The organism is Streptomyces sp. NPDC019531 (assembly GCF_044903305.1).
GTDB lineage: Bacteria > Actinomycetota > Actinomycetes > Streptomycetales > Streptomycetaceae > Streptomyces.
On the sequence record NZ_JBJDQL010000017.1, the window covers coordinates 43,632 to 56,705 of the forward strand.

Consider the following 13,074-nt stretch of genomic DNA (forward strand, 5'->3'; position numbering starts at 1 on the left):
ACCCGCAGCACTAGCGTTCGAACCGGTATCCCATCCCCGGTTCCGTGACGAAGTGCTTCGGATGCGAGGGGTCCGCCTCCAGCTTCCGCCGCAGCTGGGCCATGTAGACCCGCAGGTAGTTCGTCTCGGTCCCGTACGACGGCCCCCACACCTCCTGAAGGAGCTGCTTCTGGCCGACCAGCCGGCCGGTGTTGCGGACCAGCACCTCCAGCAGGTGCCACTCGGTGGGAGTGAGACGTACGTCCCTGCCTTGCCGCTGGACCTTCTTCGCGGCCAGGTCGACGGTGAACTCGTCGGTCTCCACGAGGACGTCGTCCTCATCGCCCCCGGTGGGCTCGGCGCGGCGCACGGCGGCCCTCAGGCGGGCGAGCAGCTCGTCCATGCCGAAGGGCTTGGTGACGTAGTCGTCGGCGCCCGCGTCCAGCGCCTCGACCTTCTCGTCGGAGGAGTGTCGGGCGGACAGCACGAGGATCGGCACTCGGGTCCAGCCGCGCAGCCCCCTGATCACCTCCACGCCGTCCATGTCGGGCAGGCCCAGGTCCAGGACGACCACGTCGGGGTGGCGGGCGGCGGCGAGCCTGAGAGCGGTGGTGCCGTCGTGCGCCGCGTCGACCTCGTACTTGCGCGCCTTGAGGTTGATCACGAGGGCGCGCACGATCTGCGGCTCGTCGTCGATGACCAACACCCTGGTCATGTGGCCTGCCTTTCGGGTTCTGCTGCTGCTTCTGGTTCTGCTGCTGGCTCTGCTGCTGGCTCTGCTTCCGCGAAGGGTTCTTCGAGGAGCTCCACGCGTGTGTGTGCCGCGCGGAGCGTCAGCACCATGGTGAGGCCACCACCGGGAGTGTCCTCGGCGTTGAGGGTGCCGTTCATGGCCTCCGCGAAGCCACGGGCCACCGCGAGCCCGAGCCCGACCCCGGCACCGCGCGGGGCGTCGCCGTAGCGCTGGAAGGGCGCGAAGATGCGCTCCTTGGCTTCGTCGGGGACGCCGGGCCCGCGGTCCACCACCCGCACCTCGACCCGGTCGGCGATGGCGCTGGCGGAGACCCAGACCGTGTTGCCGGGCGGGCTGTACTTGACGGCGTTCTCGACCAGGTTGGCCACCGACCGCTCCAGGAGCCCAGGATCGACGGCGACCATCGGCAGGGACTCCGGCACATCCAGCTCCACGCTCCCGTCGGGCACCCCGCCGAGCGCCATCGGCACCACCTCGTCGAGGTCGATCTCCCGGATGATCGCGGTGACCGTGCCGGTCTGGAGGCGGGACATGTCGAGGAGGTTGCCCACGAGGTGGTCGAGTCGGTCGGCGCCCTCCTCGATGCCCTCCAGCAGCTCCGCCTGGTCCTCCTCGGACCATGCCACGTCGTCGGACCTGAGCGACGAGACGGCCGCCTTGATCCCGGCGAGCGGCGTCCGCAGATCATGCGACACGGCCGCCAGGAGCGCCGTACGGATGCGGTTGCCCTCGGCGAGCGTGCGCGCCTGGTCGGCCTCCTCCTGGAGTCTGCGCCGGTCCAGGACGACGGCGGCCTGGGCGGCGAAGGCGGCCAGCACTCGCTGGTCCTCCGCGGGCAGTACCCGGCCGGTGAGCGCGAGCGCCATGTGGTCGCCCACCGGCATGTCGACGTCGGCGTCCTCCGGCCGCTCCACGGGCGCTCCGAGCCCTGCCCGGCCCGCGCAGGTCCACGGGTCGACGTCGCCCGCCCGCTCCAGCAGGGCCGCCGACTCCATGCCGAAGGTCTCCCGGACCCGCTCCAGGAGCTCCTCCAGGCCCGTTTCGCCGCGCAGCACGTTCCCGGCGAGGAAGGACAGGATCTCCGACTCGGCACGCAGCCGGGCGGCCTGGTGGGTGCGGCTGGCGGCGAGGTCGACGACGGAGGCCACCGAGATGCCCACGCCCACGAAGATCACGATCGCGACGATGTTCTTCGGGTCGGCGATGGCCCAGCGGTGCAGGGGCGGTGCGTAGAAGTAGTTCAGCAGCAGCGAGCCGACCGCGGCCGAGGCCAGCGCCGGGAACAGTCCGCCGAGCAGGGCCGCCGCGACCACGACCGCGAGGAACAGCAGCATGTCGTTGGCGAGGCCGAGGTCGACGGTGGTGAGGAGGATCGTCAGAAGCACCGGCCCCGCTACGCCGACCAGCCAGCCCCACAGGATCCGGGCCCGGCCGAGCCGCGCGCCCCTGGCGACGGGCAGTCCACGCCCCTTGGCGACCTCGTCGTGGGTGACGATGTGCACGTCCAGGTCGGGCCCGGACTCCCGGGCCACGGTCGCGCCGACGCCGGGTCCGAAGACGTACTGCCAGCTCTTGCGGCGGGAGGAACCTAGGACGATCTGGGTGGCGTTCACTCCGCGCGCGTAGTCGAGCAGTGCGGCCGGTATGTCGTCACCGACCACGTGGTGGAAGGTGCCGCCGAGGTCCTCGACGAGGGTGCGCTGGACGGCGAGTTCCTTGGGCGAGGCGGAGGTCAGGCCGTCGCTGCGGGCTATGTAGACGGCGAGCACCTCCCCGCCGGCGCCCTTCTCCGCCAGCCGCGCCGCACGCCGGATGAGGGTCCGCCCCTCCGGCCCGCCGGTCAGCCCGACCACGATCCGCTCCCTGGACCCCCAGATCTTCGAAACACGGTGGTCACTTCGGTACTGCTTGAGGTACTCGTCGACCCGGTCGGCCACCCACAGCAGCGCGAGCTCGCGCAGGGCGGTCAGGTTGCCTGGCCGGAAGTAGTTGGAGAGCGCCGCGTCGACCTTGTCGGGTCTGTAGATGTTGCCATGCGCCATCCGCCGCCGCAGCGCCTGGGGCGACATGTCGACAAGCTCGATCTGGTCGGCCCGTCGCACGAACTCGTCGGGCACGGTCTCCTGCTGCCGCGCCCCCGTGATCGACTCGACGACGTCACCGAGCGACTCCAGGTGCTGGATGTTCACGGTCGAGACCACGTCGATCCCCGCCGCCAGCAGTTCCTCCACGTCCTGCCACCGCTTGGCGTTGCGCGAGCCCGGGACATTGGTGTGGGCGAGTTCGTCCACCAGGGCGACGGCGGGAGCCCGCCGCAGGACGGCGTCGACATCCATCTCGGTGAAGACGGAGTCCCGGTACTCCAGCTCCCGGCGCGGGATCTCCTCAAGCCCGTGCAACATCATCTCGGTACGCGGCCGCCCGTGATGCTCCACGAAGCCCACGACGCAGTCGGTGCCCCGCTCCATCCGGCGATGTGCCTCGGACAGCATCGCGTACGTCTTTCCGACGCCCGGTGCCGCACCGAGATGGATCCGAAGCCTGCCACGTCCCATGGGTTCATCGTCTTCCGGTCACTACTGCCTGCGCAGCGTCGACCTTACGGCCAACCATCCCGGCAAAGGGGCCAGGACCAGCCCAGGGGCCGGCTTTGACGCAACTCTGACGCGGTCCTCAGGCGGAGGCCCGGCCGGGGTGCCCGGAAGGTACCGGGGGCTGCGCCACCGGCCCCGCGCCGTCCGGGAGCAGCGCCCCGAGACCGGGTTCGGCGGTGACGAGCCACGCGAGCGACTGCCGCAGCCGCAGCTTCTCCGGTGCGGGCCTGTCCGGGTCCCCGATCAGTTCGGCCAGCCACATCACGGCGTCCTCGGTCGCGCCCGCTGCCTGGAGGTCCAGCAGCAGCTGTGGCTCACCGCTGCGCGGAGGGTGCGGGAAGGCCAGGACGTGCCGCCAGAGCGCCAGCGCGGCATCGCGCTCGCCGAGGGCCGCGAATTCCCGGGCCAGGATGCGCCGCTCGCTCCAGTACAGTCGGCGGTGCGTCATCGCCTTCTCCAGCACCCAGGGCACCACGGCGTGGCCCTCGCAGCTCAGCAGGAGCTGCAGTCCTCGCAGCACGTCGGAGACCCTCGCTGTGGGCAGGCCGACGAGCTCACGTGCCAACCGCCCCACGACGGCGTCCGTGACGCGATTCTCAAAACGCGGCAGCGCGTCCAGCACGCCGTTCAGCCAATTGGCGTCGGCCCCCAGCAGGGGTTGAGCGCACCAGAGTTCCTCCAGCTGGACGACCGCGTCATCGCCGCCTGTCTTGAGGAGCACCTGGGCGGCTTTCTCATAGAGATCCCTGCGCATGTTGGGGGTGCTCAGCGCGAGCCGTGCCATCTCGGCCGCCGGTTCGAGCGCGCCGGCCTCGAACAGAGCGTTCGCCGCGATCGCACGGTCGTACGAGGAGAGCAGCCGCCCACGGTCGAGACGCTGCATGATCTGCTCGGCGCCGTCGGCGCCGACGGCGGCCAGCCAGGTCTCCACGGCGTAGCCGCTCCCGTACACACCCCACCGCTCCTCACCGAACACTCCGCGCGCCCAGTCGGCCGGGCCCTCGTCCTCGGCGAGGGGGGCCATGACGCGCAACAGCGCGGCCGGTTGCCAGTAGTAGTGCCCCAGGTCGGCGCTGCTGCGGTCGACGGCCGCGCGGATCGCCTCACATGCCTCGGTGCCGCGGGCCTTGGCCCACATCTCGGCCGCCCACTCCTGCGTCTTCGCATAAGTCGTGTCCGCTGCCAGCACGCGCTCGGCGAGACGCGCGGCAGCAGCCTCGGCACCGAGCTTGTCGAGGATCTTGCCCACGGCCCAGATGTGCGCTTGGTCGATGCCCGGCAGCGCGAGTGCCAGCCTCTCGGCCTCCGCGACCGCGCGATCCGGTGCCGATGTCAACCATGCCTCGACGGCCCGCTCGATGTCGCCGGTGTGCGCGGTCGGCTCCTGGAGCACCCGCCGGGCAAGCTGCTCCGCCTCGGACATCCTGCCCAGAGAGGCAAGTGCCTCCGTCGCGAGTGACATCTCCCAGGCATTGGCGTCAGGCCGCTCCACCATCTGCCACGCCCGTCGCTGTACGGCCTCCCGGGCACCTTCCCCGAGGGTGCAGGCGATCCGTGCGGCGCGGCCGAGCAGGCCGAGGACACCACTGACCACGAGCCCCAATAGCTCCGCGGTGGTCTCGGCCGGGCCTGCCTTCCCGTACGCCTCGACGGCGTAGAGCCGTATGCCCCCGTCGAGGAAGTCGCAACGCGCGATCCGCTCCAGCCGCGCCAGCACCCCGGGCTGTCCGCCCAGCGCCCCGAGCACCTGTGCCGCGCGCTCCCTGTACTCATCGTCCACGGCGCACCGGGCGACGGTCTCCAGGCGGTCGAAGACCCGCTCGCGGTCGGCCCCGCCGAAGCCCACGCCCTCCGCCGCCAGCAGCCCGGCCAGCAACGGCCGTTCATGGCCGCCCACGGCTCCCGTGCGCAGCTGTTCGGCGAGCCGGCCCGCGTCGCAGTCGTCGCGTTGGGCCCACAGACAGAGCACGAACATGGCGAGGGTGCGTTCGTCGTCCTTGAAGGCACGCAGGATCCAGTCCTCCGCCTCGGGGAACGAGGGCGGGATCTGCCGGGCGTACGACTCGGCGGCGAAGTACTCGGCGAAGGAGTGGTGCAGGAAGCGGTAGTCGTCCTCGTCCCGGACGAGCAGCCCGGTGCCCTGGAGGAACTCCCGCAGGTCGGCCTTCCGGTCCGTGCCGGCCCAGTCCTCCCGCAGCTGCGATCGCACCCATTCCACGGCCGCCTCCAGGAGCGAGGACTCCCCTTCGAGCCGGCACCTTCCAAGGACGCCCAGGACGTCCCGCTTGCGCTGGTTGAGCCACAACTGCAGCTCCCGCCGCCCGGGGTCGTCCCGGTAGCGACGGGCCAGCTCCCGCCGTACGGCGCCCTCGCTGCCCGCTCCCCGGGTCAGCAGATGCTCGAAGAACCGCTGGTAGAGACTGAGCCTGCTGGTGGGCAGAGGATGGGTGGGCGCCGCCGTCGCGGTGACCGCGGCGATGGTGGCGAGCAGCGGGTTGCGGACCAGATCACGCAGCCGGCCGTCCTCGGTCTCCCCGAGGAAGCGGTCCGCCGCGACCCGGGCCTGCTGCTTGTCCTGGTGCTGCGCGGCGAACCACTTGGCCGCGAAGTCGCGCAGTTCCTCCGTGGCAAAGGGCTCCATGAGGTATTCGCCGATCAACGCCCCTCGCAGCGGGGCCAGTTCGGCGTCCGACAGCGGGCGACTGGTGATGACGAAGCGGTAGTCGCTGTCGGAGCGTGCGTGCTGGGCGATCATCCGGACGACCTCGGCACGCGCGTCGCGGTCCGCGATCTCGTCGAGCCCGTCCACCAGGACCATCCAGCGCGCCCCGTGCACGCGCCCCAGGAACAGCCGCGCGTCGGGGTCGGCGACGAGGCTGTGTCCGAGGGTCCGCCTCAGGGCCTGGCACAGCACCGTGCTCCATGAACCGGGCTGGTCGACGAGCGCGCGGGCGGCGACCCGGACGGGGAGCACCGGCTCGGTCACGGGCGCTTCCAGACTGGTGTCCTCGCGCAGCCAGATCCGCGAGAGGGTCCACGCCAGATGGCTCGACAGCGTCGATTTCCCGGCCCCCGGCTCACCGGTGATCAGGAGGTGTTCATGCCGGGCGAGGGCTTCCGGAACCGGCAGCTGCGCGTCGCCGACCTGCTTGTCCTCCCGCGCCGCGGAGTCCTCCTGGGCCGAACCGCTGTCGAGCTGCGCGGAGTTGCGGGCACCGCTGTCCGCGGAATGCATCCGGGCCCGCATGCTCTGGCGTACGTAGACCGCCGACAGCGGCGGCTCGGCGACGCCCAGCATGTCGTACGGCAGCCGCTCCACCGCGGTCGCCTGGGCTTCGAGGAGGTTGCGGACGGCCGGGTTCGGCAGCGGCAGTTGCGTCCATTCGCGCAGCCGGGGCGCGGTCGCCTTGCGGCTCTCGGCGCCGGCTCGGTCCACCGCCTCCTTGGCCCTGACCCACAGCGGGACGACATCGTCGGGGTCTCGCTCCAGGGCGACGGCGAGCGACCGCAGGACGGGCAGCTTCAGGAGTCTGGTGCCACTGCAGGCGCCGTAGACGACGTTCTTGTGGGCGATCTCCGCGCGGACCACGCCGTTGGGGTTGCCGTAGCCCGCGTCGGCTATCGCCTGGCGGAACCACGCGGCGAGTGCTTCGAGTTCCGGGTACCGCTCCGCATCACCCTTGGGCGGACGCCCCCCAGCCATACGCCCCCCTGTACACGGCGGCACTCGGTTTCTCGCGGTTTCTCCAGCGTAGTCGGAAACCCTTGCCTGCTCGGAGAGTTGGGACAAGCCCACCGCCGTCCGACACCGAGGAGCGCCTGATGACCGCCGTCGATCCCTTCGCCTTCGTCCCCGCCTCTCTGCTCACCCTCGTACCGGGCGTACTCGCCCTGGCGCGCTGCTGGATCAGGCACCGCACCGTGGTCCGTACGGAGGAGGAGAACACCCTCCGCACCCGGATCGCCGTCCAGGGCTCGGACCCCCTGCGACGCGCGGAGGTGGTCAAGGCGAGCGCCGAGCTCCACTCTCCGGTGGGGCGCACGCGGAGGGGACGGTGAGGACCGGCGGAGCGCGGTCAGCGCCCCACGATCTCCCCGTCCCCCAGCTCCAGCACCCGGTCGGCCAGGTCCAGCAGGGTCGCGTCGTGCGTGGCGACCAGTGCGGTGACGTTCTCGCTGTGTACGACGGCGCGCAGCAGCTCCATCACGGCGTGGCCGGTCTCCGCGTCCAGTTGGCCGGTCGGCTCGTCGGCGACCAGGAGCGCGGGGTTGTTGGCGAGGGCGCGGGCGATGGCGACGCGCTGTTGCTGGCCGCCGGAGAGCTCACCGGGCCGCTGCCCGGCGTGGTCGGCGAGGCCGACCAGGGCGAGCAGCAGCTCGACGCGCTCCTCACGCGCGCGTGCGTCGGCCCGGCGCAGCCGCATCGGGACGCCGACGTTCTCGGCGGCGGTGAGGATCGGGATGAGCCCGAAGGACTGGAAGACGAAGCCGATGCGGTCCCGGCGCAGCGCCAGCAGCCCGTCCTCGTCCAGCCCGGCGATGTCGACCCCGTCCAGTACGACCCGCCCCCGGTCGGGCAGGTCCAGCCCTCCGACGACGTTGAGCAGCGTGGTCTTCCCGGAGCCCGAGCGCCCCTTGAGGGCGACGAGTTCACCGCGCGGCACCTCGAAGGAGACTCCGCGCAGCGCGTGCACCGCGGCGGCCCCCTCGCCGAACGACCTGTGGATGTCCTCGACGCGCACCATGGTCTCGGTGACCACCTGAGTCATACGCCCTCCCCCGTGAAACCGGTCAGACCCGTGGAACCGGGCGCCAGTATCACCGTACGGCGCCCGGCCTTCAACGCTTTCAGCTCGGGTTGTCCCCGTGGGTGAGGGTCTCCCAGGCCACGAAGAGGTTGTTGCTGCCGGCCGGGCGGTTCCGTTCGGTCAGCGCCTGTGTGTTGGTCATAGCCATGCCAAGCCGATTGTGCAGTGCGTTGTACCCGACCTCGGTCACCGGCCCGAGCCCCAGCTTCAGGGAACCGCCGCACAACCAGCTCGGCACGGCCGTCCCCAGCTCGTACTTGGCCTGGAACCCCAGCGCCTGCCGCAGCCGCTCGCCCACGTCGGTGCCGTACAGGTCCTGCCCCTGGATCCGGCTGGTCTCGGCGACGTGCGAGATCGCGGAGATGCCGTACCCGGTGTGCGTGAGGTCCCGGCAGGTCTCCTGGGTGAGCCCGGTGACGAAGGTGGACTGCCCCTGCCAGTAACCCACGATCCTGTCCCGGGTGTTGAGGTTCTGGCTCGGGACGGTCTTCGGCAGTGCGCCGTCGGAGTCCAGGTAGACATAGGCGGCGGTACGGGTGCGGAACTTCGCCATGGCCTTGTCGTACGACGACTTGTCCTCCAGGAAGACGGAGATGCCGACGGCCGCCTCCATCATCGACAGCTCCCAGTTGCCGTTGGAGTTCGAGCCGTTGATGACCTCCGGCAGATAGACGTTCCGGAGCATGGTCGCGAAGCGTCCGGAGTTCGCCCAACTCCCGCCGTACGTGTACTTGATGATCTCGGCCGCCCTGGGCCACGACGAGCCGGCCCAGCCGGTCTGCAGCGGCGCGTTGCTGTTGGTGTGGTCCGTGATCACCGCCGACCAGGCGTCCATGAGCTGGATGGCCTTCTTGGCGTACCGCTCGTCCCGGGTGACGTACCAGGCGAGGGCGTCGGTGTACGCGGCGATCGCGTCCTCGCGCTCGTCGGTGCAGCCGTAGTTGGGATTCGAGTACGACCCGCACTCGACGACCGCACGCGGCTTGGGCGTGCGGTTCAGATCTGCGTACTTGCTCGCCAGCATCTGGTCGAAAGCACCCTTCCAGGGCTGGGCGCCAGCGTCGACCTTGCCGCGGACGAAGTCCAACTGCCCCTGGGAGACGGTGACTCCGGGGTGCACGAAGGTGACGGGAGCGGCATCGGCGGGCCAGGCGAGGGCACCGGCGACAAGGGCGGCCGAGGCCGCGAGGAGAGCGGTTCTGCGCATCGTGGGGGGCCTTTCGTTCTCGTACATGAACGGAAAGCGCCTTTATGAACAGAGGCGTTGAGCGGAGAAGTTAGGTACAGACCAATCAACCGTCAAGGTCCCGCGCACACCGCGTACGAAAAAGCCGAGCACGACGAAGCCGCGCACGACGAAGGGCCGCACCCCTGACGGGTACGGCCCTCGACGTCGTACGACTACCGGACCTCGGTGATCTCCGGTCCGCGCTGGAGCTGGCCCATCCCGCCGGAGAAGCGGGAACCCTCCTCATGCTGCTGGACGCCCTCGGGAACCATCTGGGCGTCGTTCGGGAGCTTGAGGACGATCGGGTCTCGGGGCGCCATCGGACCCTCGCCGCGGACCACGACCGTGTCCCTGAAGATCTGTTCCAGAAGCCCGGCCGCCTGCGGCTGCACCGCACCCTGGCCCGAGATCACACCGCGCAGGAACCAGCGCGGGCCGTCCACACCCACGAACCGCACGACCTGGAAGCCGCCCGTGCCGTCCGGCAGCTGCACCGGCACCTGGGCCCGCAGCTCCCAGCCCAGCGGACCCTCGACCTCGTCGACGATGCCGCCCTGCTGGGTGATGCCGGAGCCGATCTCCTCGCGCACCTCGCCCCAGATGCCCTCGCGCTTGGGAGCGGCGAAGGCCTGCAGCTGGATGGCGCTGTCGCGCAGCACGACGGTGGCCGCGACGATCGCGTCGCCCGCGACCTCGACCCGCAGCTCCATGCCGTCGACACCCGGTACGAACAGACCGCCCAGGTCCACCCGGCCCTCGGCGGGGTCACGGACCTCGGTGTCGTCCCAGGGTCCGTCGGGGCGCGGTTCCGGCTCCAGCCGTACGCGCTCACGCTCGCCCTCTACGTCGTCCGCCTCAGCGTCGACACTGTCGACGACCTGCTCGGCCTCGCCGGCCGCGTCCTCGGCGGCACCCTTCTTCTTGCGACGTCCGAACACGTCACTGTCCTTCCCGGTCGGATACGACCGAAGCGTATCGATTCCCACCCGTTGTGCCGCCCATGGCGGCCTCAGCGCTTGTATCGCCCCCGTCGCCCACGGCGGCGTGACCGCCGGTGGACCCGAAGCCCCCCTCGGCCCGCGCCGATTCGGGAAGCTCCGCGACCTCCTGGTAGCGGACCCTCTCGACCTGCTGGACGACGAGTTGGGCAATCCGGTCGAAGCGCTCGAACCGCACCGACTCGTGCGGGTCGAGATTCACCACGATCACCTTGATCTCCCCACGGTACCCGGCATCAACCGTCCCCGGGGCATTCACGAGAGCGACACCGCAGCGGGCGGCGAGACCGGATCGAGGGTGCACGAAGGCCGCGTACCCCTCCGGCAGCGCCACAGACACCCCCGTGGGCAGGACGGCCCGCTCCCCCGGCTTGAGTTCACGGCTCTCGGTGGTCCGCAGATCGGCCCCCGCGTCACCGGGGTGCGCGTACGCCGGAAGCGGTACGTCCGGGTCGACGCGGCGGATCAGCACGCTCAGGGGGTCACGGCTCACGGGTTCACCTCGAAGGCACGGGCACGCCGGACCTGGTCCGGGTCGTCCATGGCGGCCCGGATCTCCTCCGGACGGCCGTTGTCGATGAAGTGGTCGAGCTTGACCTCGATGAACAGGGCGTCCGCGCGGAGCGCCACGGGCCCCTCGGGGCCGCCGATCCGGCCGGTGGCGGTCGAGTAGATCTTCCGCCCGGCCACCGCCGTCACCTCGGCCTCCAGGTACAGCACCGTGCCGACCGGGACCGGCCGCACGAAGTCGGTCTCCAGGCGTCCGGTCACGGCGATCGTGCGCAGCAGCCAGTTGAGCGCGCCCAGGGTCTCGTCGAGGGCGGTCGCGAGCACCCCGCCGTGCGCCAGCCCGGGGGCGCCCTGATGGGCCGGGCGCACGGTGAACTCGGCGGCGACCGAGACTCCCTCGCCGGCCCGTGCCTCCAGGTGCAGCCCGTGGGGCTGCTCGCCGCCACAGCCGAAACACTGGCCGTAGTGCGCGCCGAGCAGCTCACCGGGCGCGGGGGCGTCCGGGTGTCGCACAGGTTGCGCCGCGTCGGCGGGAGGCTTGAGAACCGGGGAAGTACCACTCACAGGCGCAGACCTTACCCGCCCGCCCGTCTCCCACCGGCACCCTGCCTGACAGCGCTGCGCGCTGGCTCCCCCTGACATCGGCCCCATCAGGACACCGTGCCAAGCTTGGTTTCATGCAGCCCTCCGCCGCCCCGTACGACGAACGCCTCACCGCCCCCCGCTCCTGGTGGCTGATCTCCTTCCTGGTCGGGGTCTCCTTCGCGCTGATCCTGCTCCCCTTCGGGACGCTTCCGCTGCTGGGCGGCCTGGTCGGCGGCACCGCCGTGGCGGCGGTCTGCGCCAGTTCCTACGGCTCGATGCGCATCCGGATCGTGGGTGACTCCCTGATCGCCGGCGAGGCGAAGATCCCGGTGTCGGCGTTGGGCGAGGCGGAGATCCTGGACCCGGAGGAGGCCCGGGCCTGGCGGACCCACAAGGCCGACACCCGCGCCTTCCTGCTGCTGCGCTCCTACATCCCCACCGCGCTGAAGGTGGAGGTCACGGACCCGCAGGACCCGACGCCGTATCTGTACCTGTCGACGCGGGAGCCGGAGCGGCTGGCCGAGGCGCTGAAGACGGCCCGGACGGCCGCCGCCTAGAACGTTCGTGCAGCGCTTCACCCGACGGTGGAGCCCCAAGTCTCACGGAAGTCTTACCGGACGGCGGTCTCGCCCGGGATTTCCGTCCGGGCCGGTTTCGCTTCCGGTCCGGTTTCGCGTCCGCCCCGGTTCAGCGTCCGAGTTCCTTGGCGATGTCGCCGATCTCCAGCGGGTTCGCCGGAGCCTCCAGGGCCGGAAGGCCGGACAACTGGTCCCAGGACACCTGGACCTTGCGCAGGTCCCTGCGGATCCGCTCGGCGAGCTTGCGGGTGTCCCTGCGGTTCATGACCGCCCCGACGGCCGCGCCGACCAGGAACGGCATCAGGTTCGGCAGGTCGCGGATCGTCCGCTTCATGATCTGCTGCCGCAGCTGCTGCTTCATCTGGCTGCTGAGCGCGCCGCTCACACTCGACGGCTTCATCACGTCGATCCCGCGCTCCCCCGACCAGGAGTTGAGGTACGCGGTGCTGCGCTCCTTGAGGTTTCCGGGCGGCCGTACGCCGTAGACCTCGTGGAGTTCGGCGATCAGTTTCAGCTCGATCGCGGCCACGCCGGTGATCTCGGCGGCCAGTTCGGTCGGCATCGCAGGCGGCACGGGAAGCATCGCCGCCGCACCGACCCCCGCTCCGACCGTCGCGGTGGCGCTCGCGGCGCCCGTGACGAGCTTGTCCGCGAGTTCCTCGGGGCCGAGGCCGGGGAACTGGCGGCGGAGGGTCGCGAGGTCCCGTACGGGGACACGCGGGGCGTTCTCGATGATCCGGTCGGCGAGGTACGCCAGGCCCGCTCTGGCCCGGCTGCCGCCCTTGCGGACCCCTTCCCGGGCCCTGTCCCGGATCGCCGCCACCCGTCGTCCTGCGACGGGCGCGGGCTGTGCAGGTCCGTTCGCTCCGGTCGGTGCCGGGAGGTCAGCCCGGGCGGCCGCCGGTTCGAGCGAGGCTCCCGGATCGGATGAGCCCCGCTCGTCGTCACGCGCGCCATGGGGGCCGTCGGACGGCCCCTGGTCCGCTCCCGACAGGGGGGAGCGGCGCTTCCAGGGAGGGGTCGAGCCAGTCATGCCCGAC

General features: G+C 71.1%; 11 protein-coding genes. 2 read left to right on the plus strand and 9 right to left on the minus strand.

The features are described 5' to 3' along the window. Positions 1-10: 10 nt before the first annotated feature. The 3 genes from ACI2L1_RS21030 to ACI2L1_RS21040 form a co-directional block, all read right to left on the minus strand. Complete coding sequence (locus ACI2L1_RS21030; protein ID WP_404740851.1) at positions 11-694, minus strand: response regulator; 684 nt, start codon at positions 692-694, stop codon at positions 11-13. Beyond that, positions 691-3,288, minus strand: coding sequence for an ATP-binding protein (locus ACI2L1_RS21035; protein ID WP_404740852.1), 2,598 nt, complete (start codon positions 3,286-3,288; stop codon positions 691-693). Before ACI2L1_RS21035 ends, ACI2L1_RS21030 begins: the two co-directional genes overlap by 4 nt. 118 nt (positions 3,289-3,406) lie before the next feature. Beyond that, positions 3,407-7,030, minus strand: coding sequence for a hypothetical protein (locus tag ACI2L1_RS21040; protein WP_404740853.1), 3,624 nt, complete (start codon positions 7,028-7,030; stop codon positions 3,407-3,409). Between the two features lie 119 nt (positions 7,031-7,149). Here ACI2L1_RS21040 and ACI2L1_RS21045 point away from each other — a divergent pair, with 119 nt between their 5' ends. Further along, a complete protein-coding gene (locus tag ACI2L1_RS21045) occupies positions 7,150-7,386 on the plus strand; it encodes a hypothetical protein (RefSeq protein ID WP_404740854.1) in 237 nt (78 codons plus the stop codon). A gap of 17 nt (positions 7,387-7,403) precedes the next feature. On the opposite strand, the gene ACI2L1_RS21050 is transcribed toward ACI2L1_RS21045, so the two are convergent. The 5 genes from ACI2L1_RS21050 to ACI2L1_RS21070 form a co-directional block, all read right to left on the minus strand. Further along, positions 7,404-8,096 carry an ABC transporter ATP-binding protein gene (locus ACI2L1_RS21050; protein ID WP_404740855.1) on the minus strand — a complete coding sequence of 231 codons (693 nt, stop codon included), beginning with the start codon at positions 8,094-8,096 and terminating at the stop codon, positions 7,404-7,406. A gap of 79 nt (positions 8,097-8,175) precedes the next feature. After that, positions 8,176-9,342, minus strand: a complete 1,167-nt coding sequence (locus tag ACI2L1_RS21055) for an alginate lyase family protein (protein ID WP_404740940.1) — start codon at positions 9,340-9,342, stop codon at positions 8,176-8,178. Positions 9,343-9,536: 194 nt separating this feature from the next. Further along, positions 9,537-10,301 (minus strand): DUF3710 domain-containing protein, encoded by a 765-nt coding sequence (locus tag ACI2L1_RS21060; RefSeq protein ID WP_404740856.1) that lies wholly within the window; start codon positions 10,299-10,301, stop codon positions 9,537-9,539. A 1-nt stretch (position 10,302) separates the two neighbouring features. Next, a complete protein-coding gene (gene dut, locus ACI2L1_RS21065; protein ID WP_404740857.1) occupies positions 10,303-10,854 on the minus strand; it encodes a dUTP diphosphatase in 552 nt (183 codons plus the stop codon). Beyond that, positions 10,851-11,435, minus strand: a complete 585-nt coding sequence (locus ACI2L1_RS21070) for a PaaI family thioesterase (RefSeq protein WP_404740858.1) — start codon at positions 11,433-11,435, stop codon at positions 10,851-10,853. Before ACI2L1_RS21070 ends, dut begins: the two co-directional genes overlap by 4 nt. Before the next feature lie 113 nt (positions 11,436-11,548). Here ACI2L1_RS21070 and ACI2L1_RS21075 point away from each other — a divergent pair, with 113 nt between their 5' ends. Then, on the plus strand, positions 11,549-12,013 hold the full coding sequence (locus ACI2L1_RS21075) for a DUF3093 domain-containing protein (RefSeq protein WP_404740859.1): 465 nt from the start codon (positions 11,549-11,551) through the stop codon (positions 12,011-12,013). A 130-nt stretch (positions 12,014-12,143) separates the two neighbouring features. On the opposite strand, the gene ACI2L1_RS21080 is transcribed toward ACI2L1_RS21075, so the two are convergent. Then, positions 12,144-13,067, minus strand: a complete 924-nt coding sequence (locus ACI2L1_RS21080) for a hypothetical protein (protein ID WP_404740860.1) — start codon at positions 13,065-13,067, stop codon at positions 12,144-12,146. Positions 13,068-13,074: the final 7 nt, after the last annotated feature.

Coding starts and splice junctions, on each gene's coding strand:
- ACI2L1_RS21035 (WP_404740852.1), bottom strand. CDS start 3,288: ATGGGACGTGGCAGGCTTCGGATCCATCTCGGTGCGGCACCGGGCGTC.
- ACI2L1_RS21045 (WP_404740854.1), top strand. CDS start 7,150: ATGACCGCCGTCGATCCCTTCGCCTTCGTCCCCGCCTCTCTGCTCACC.
- ACI2L1_RS21050 (WP_404740855.1), bottom strand. CDS start 8,096: ATGACTCAGGTGGTCACCGAGACCATGGTGCGCGTCGAGGACATCCAC.
- ACI2L1_RS21080 (WP_404740860.1), bottom strand. CDS start 13,067: ATGACTGGCTCGACCCCTCCCTGGAAGCGCCGCTCCCCCCTGTCGGGA.
- ACI2L1_RS21075 (WP_404740859.1), top strand. CDS start 11,549: ATGCAGCCCTCCGCCGCCCCGTACGACGAACGCCTCACCGCCCCCCGC.
- ACI2L1_RS21030 (WP_404740851.1), bottom strand. CDS start 694: ATGACCAGGGTGTTGGTCATCGACGACGAGCCGCAGATCGTGCGCGCC.
- ACI2L1_RS21055 (WP_404740940.1), bottom strand. CDS start 9,342: ATGCGCAGAACCGCTCTCCTCGCGGCCTCGGCCGCCCTTGTCGCCGGT.
- ACI2L1_RS21040 (WP_404740853.1), bottom strand. CDS start 7,030: ATGGCTGGGGGGCGTCCGCCCAAGGGTGATGCGGAGCGGTACCCGGAA.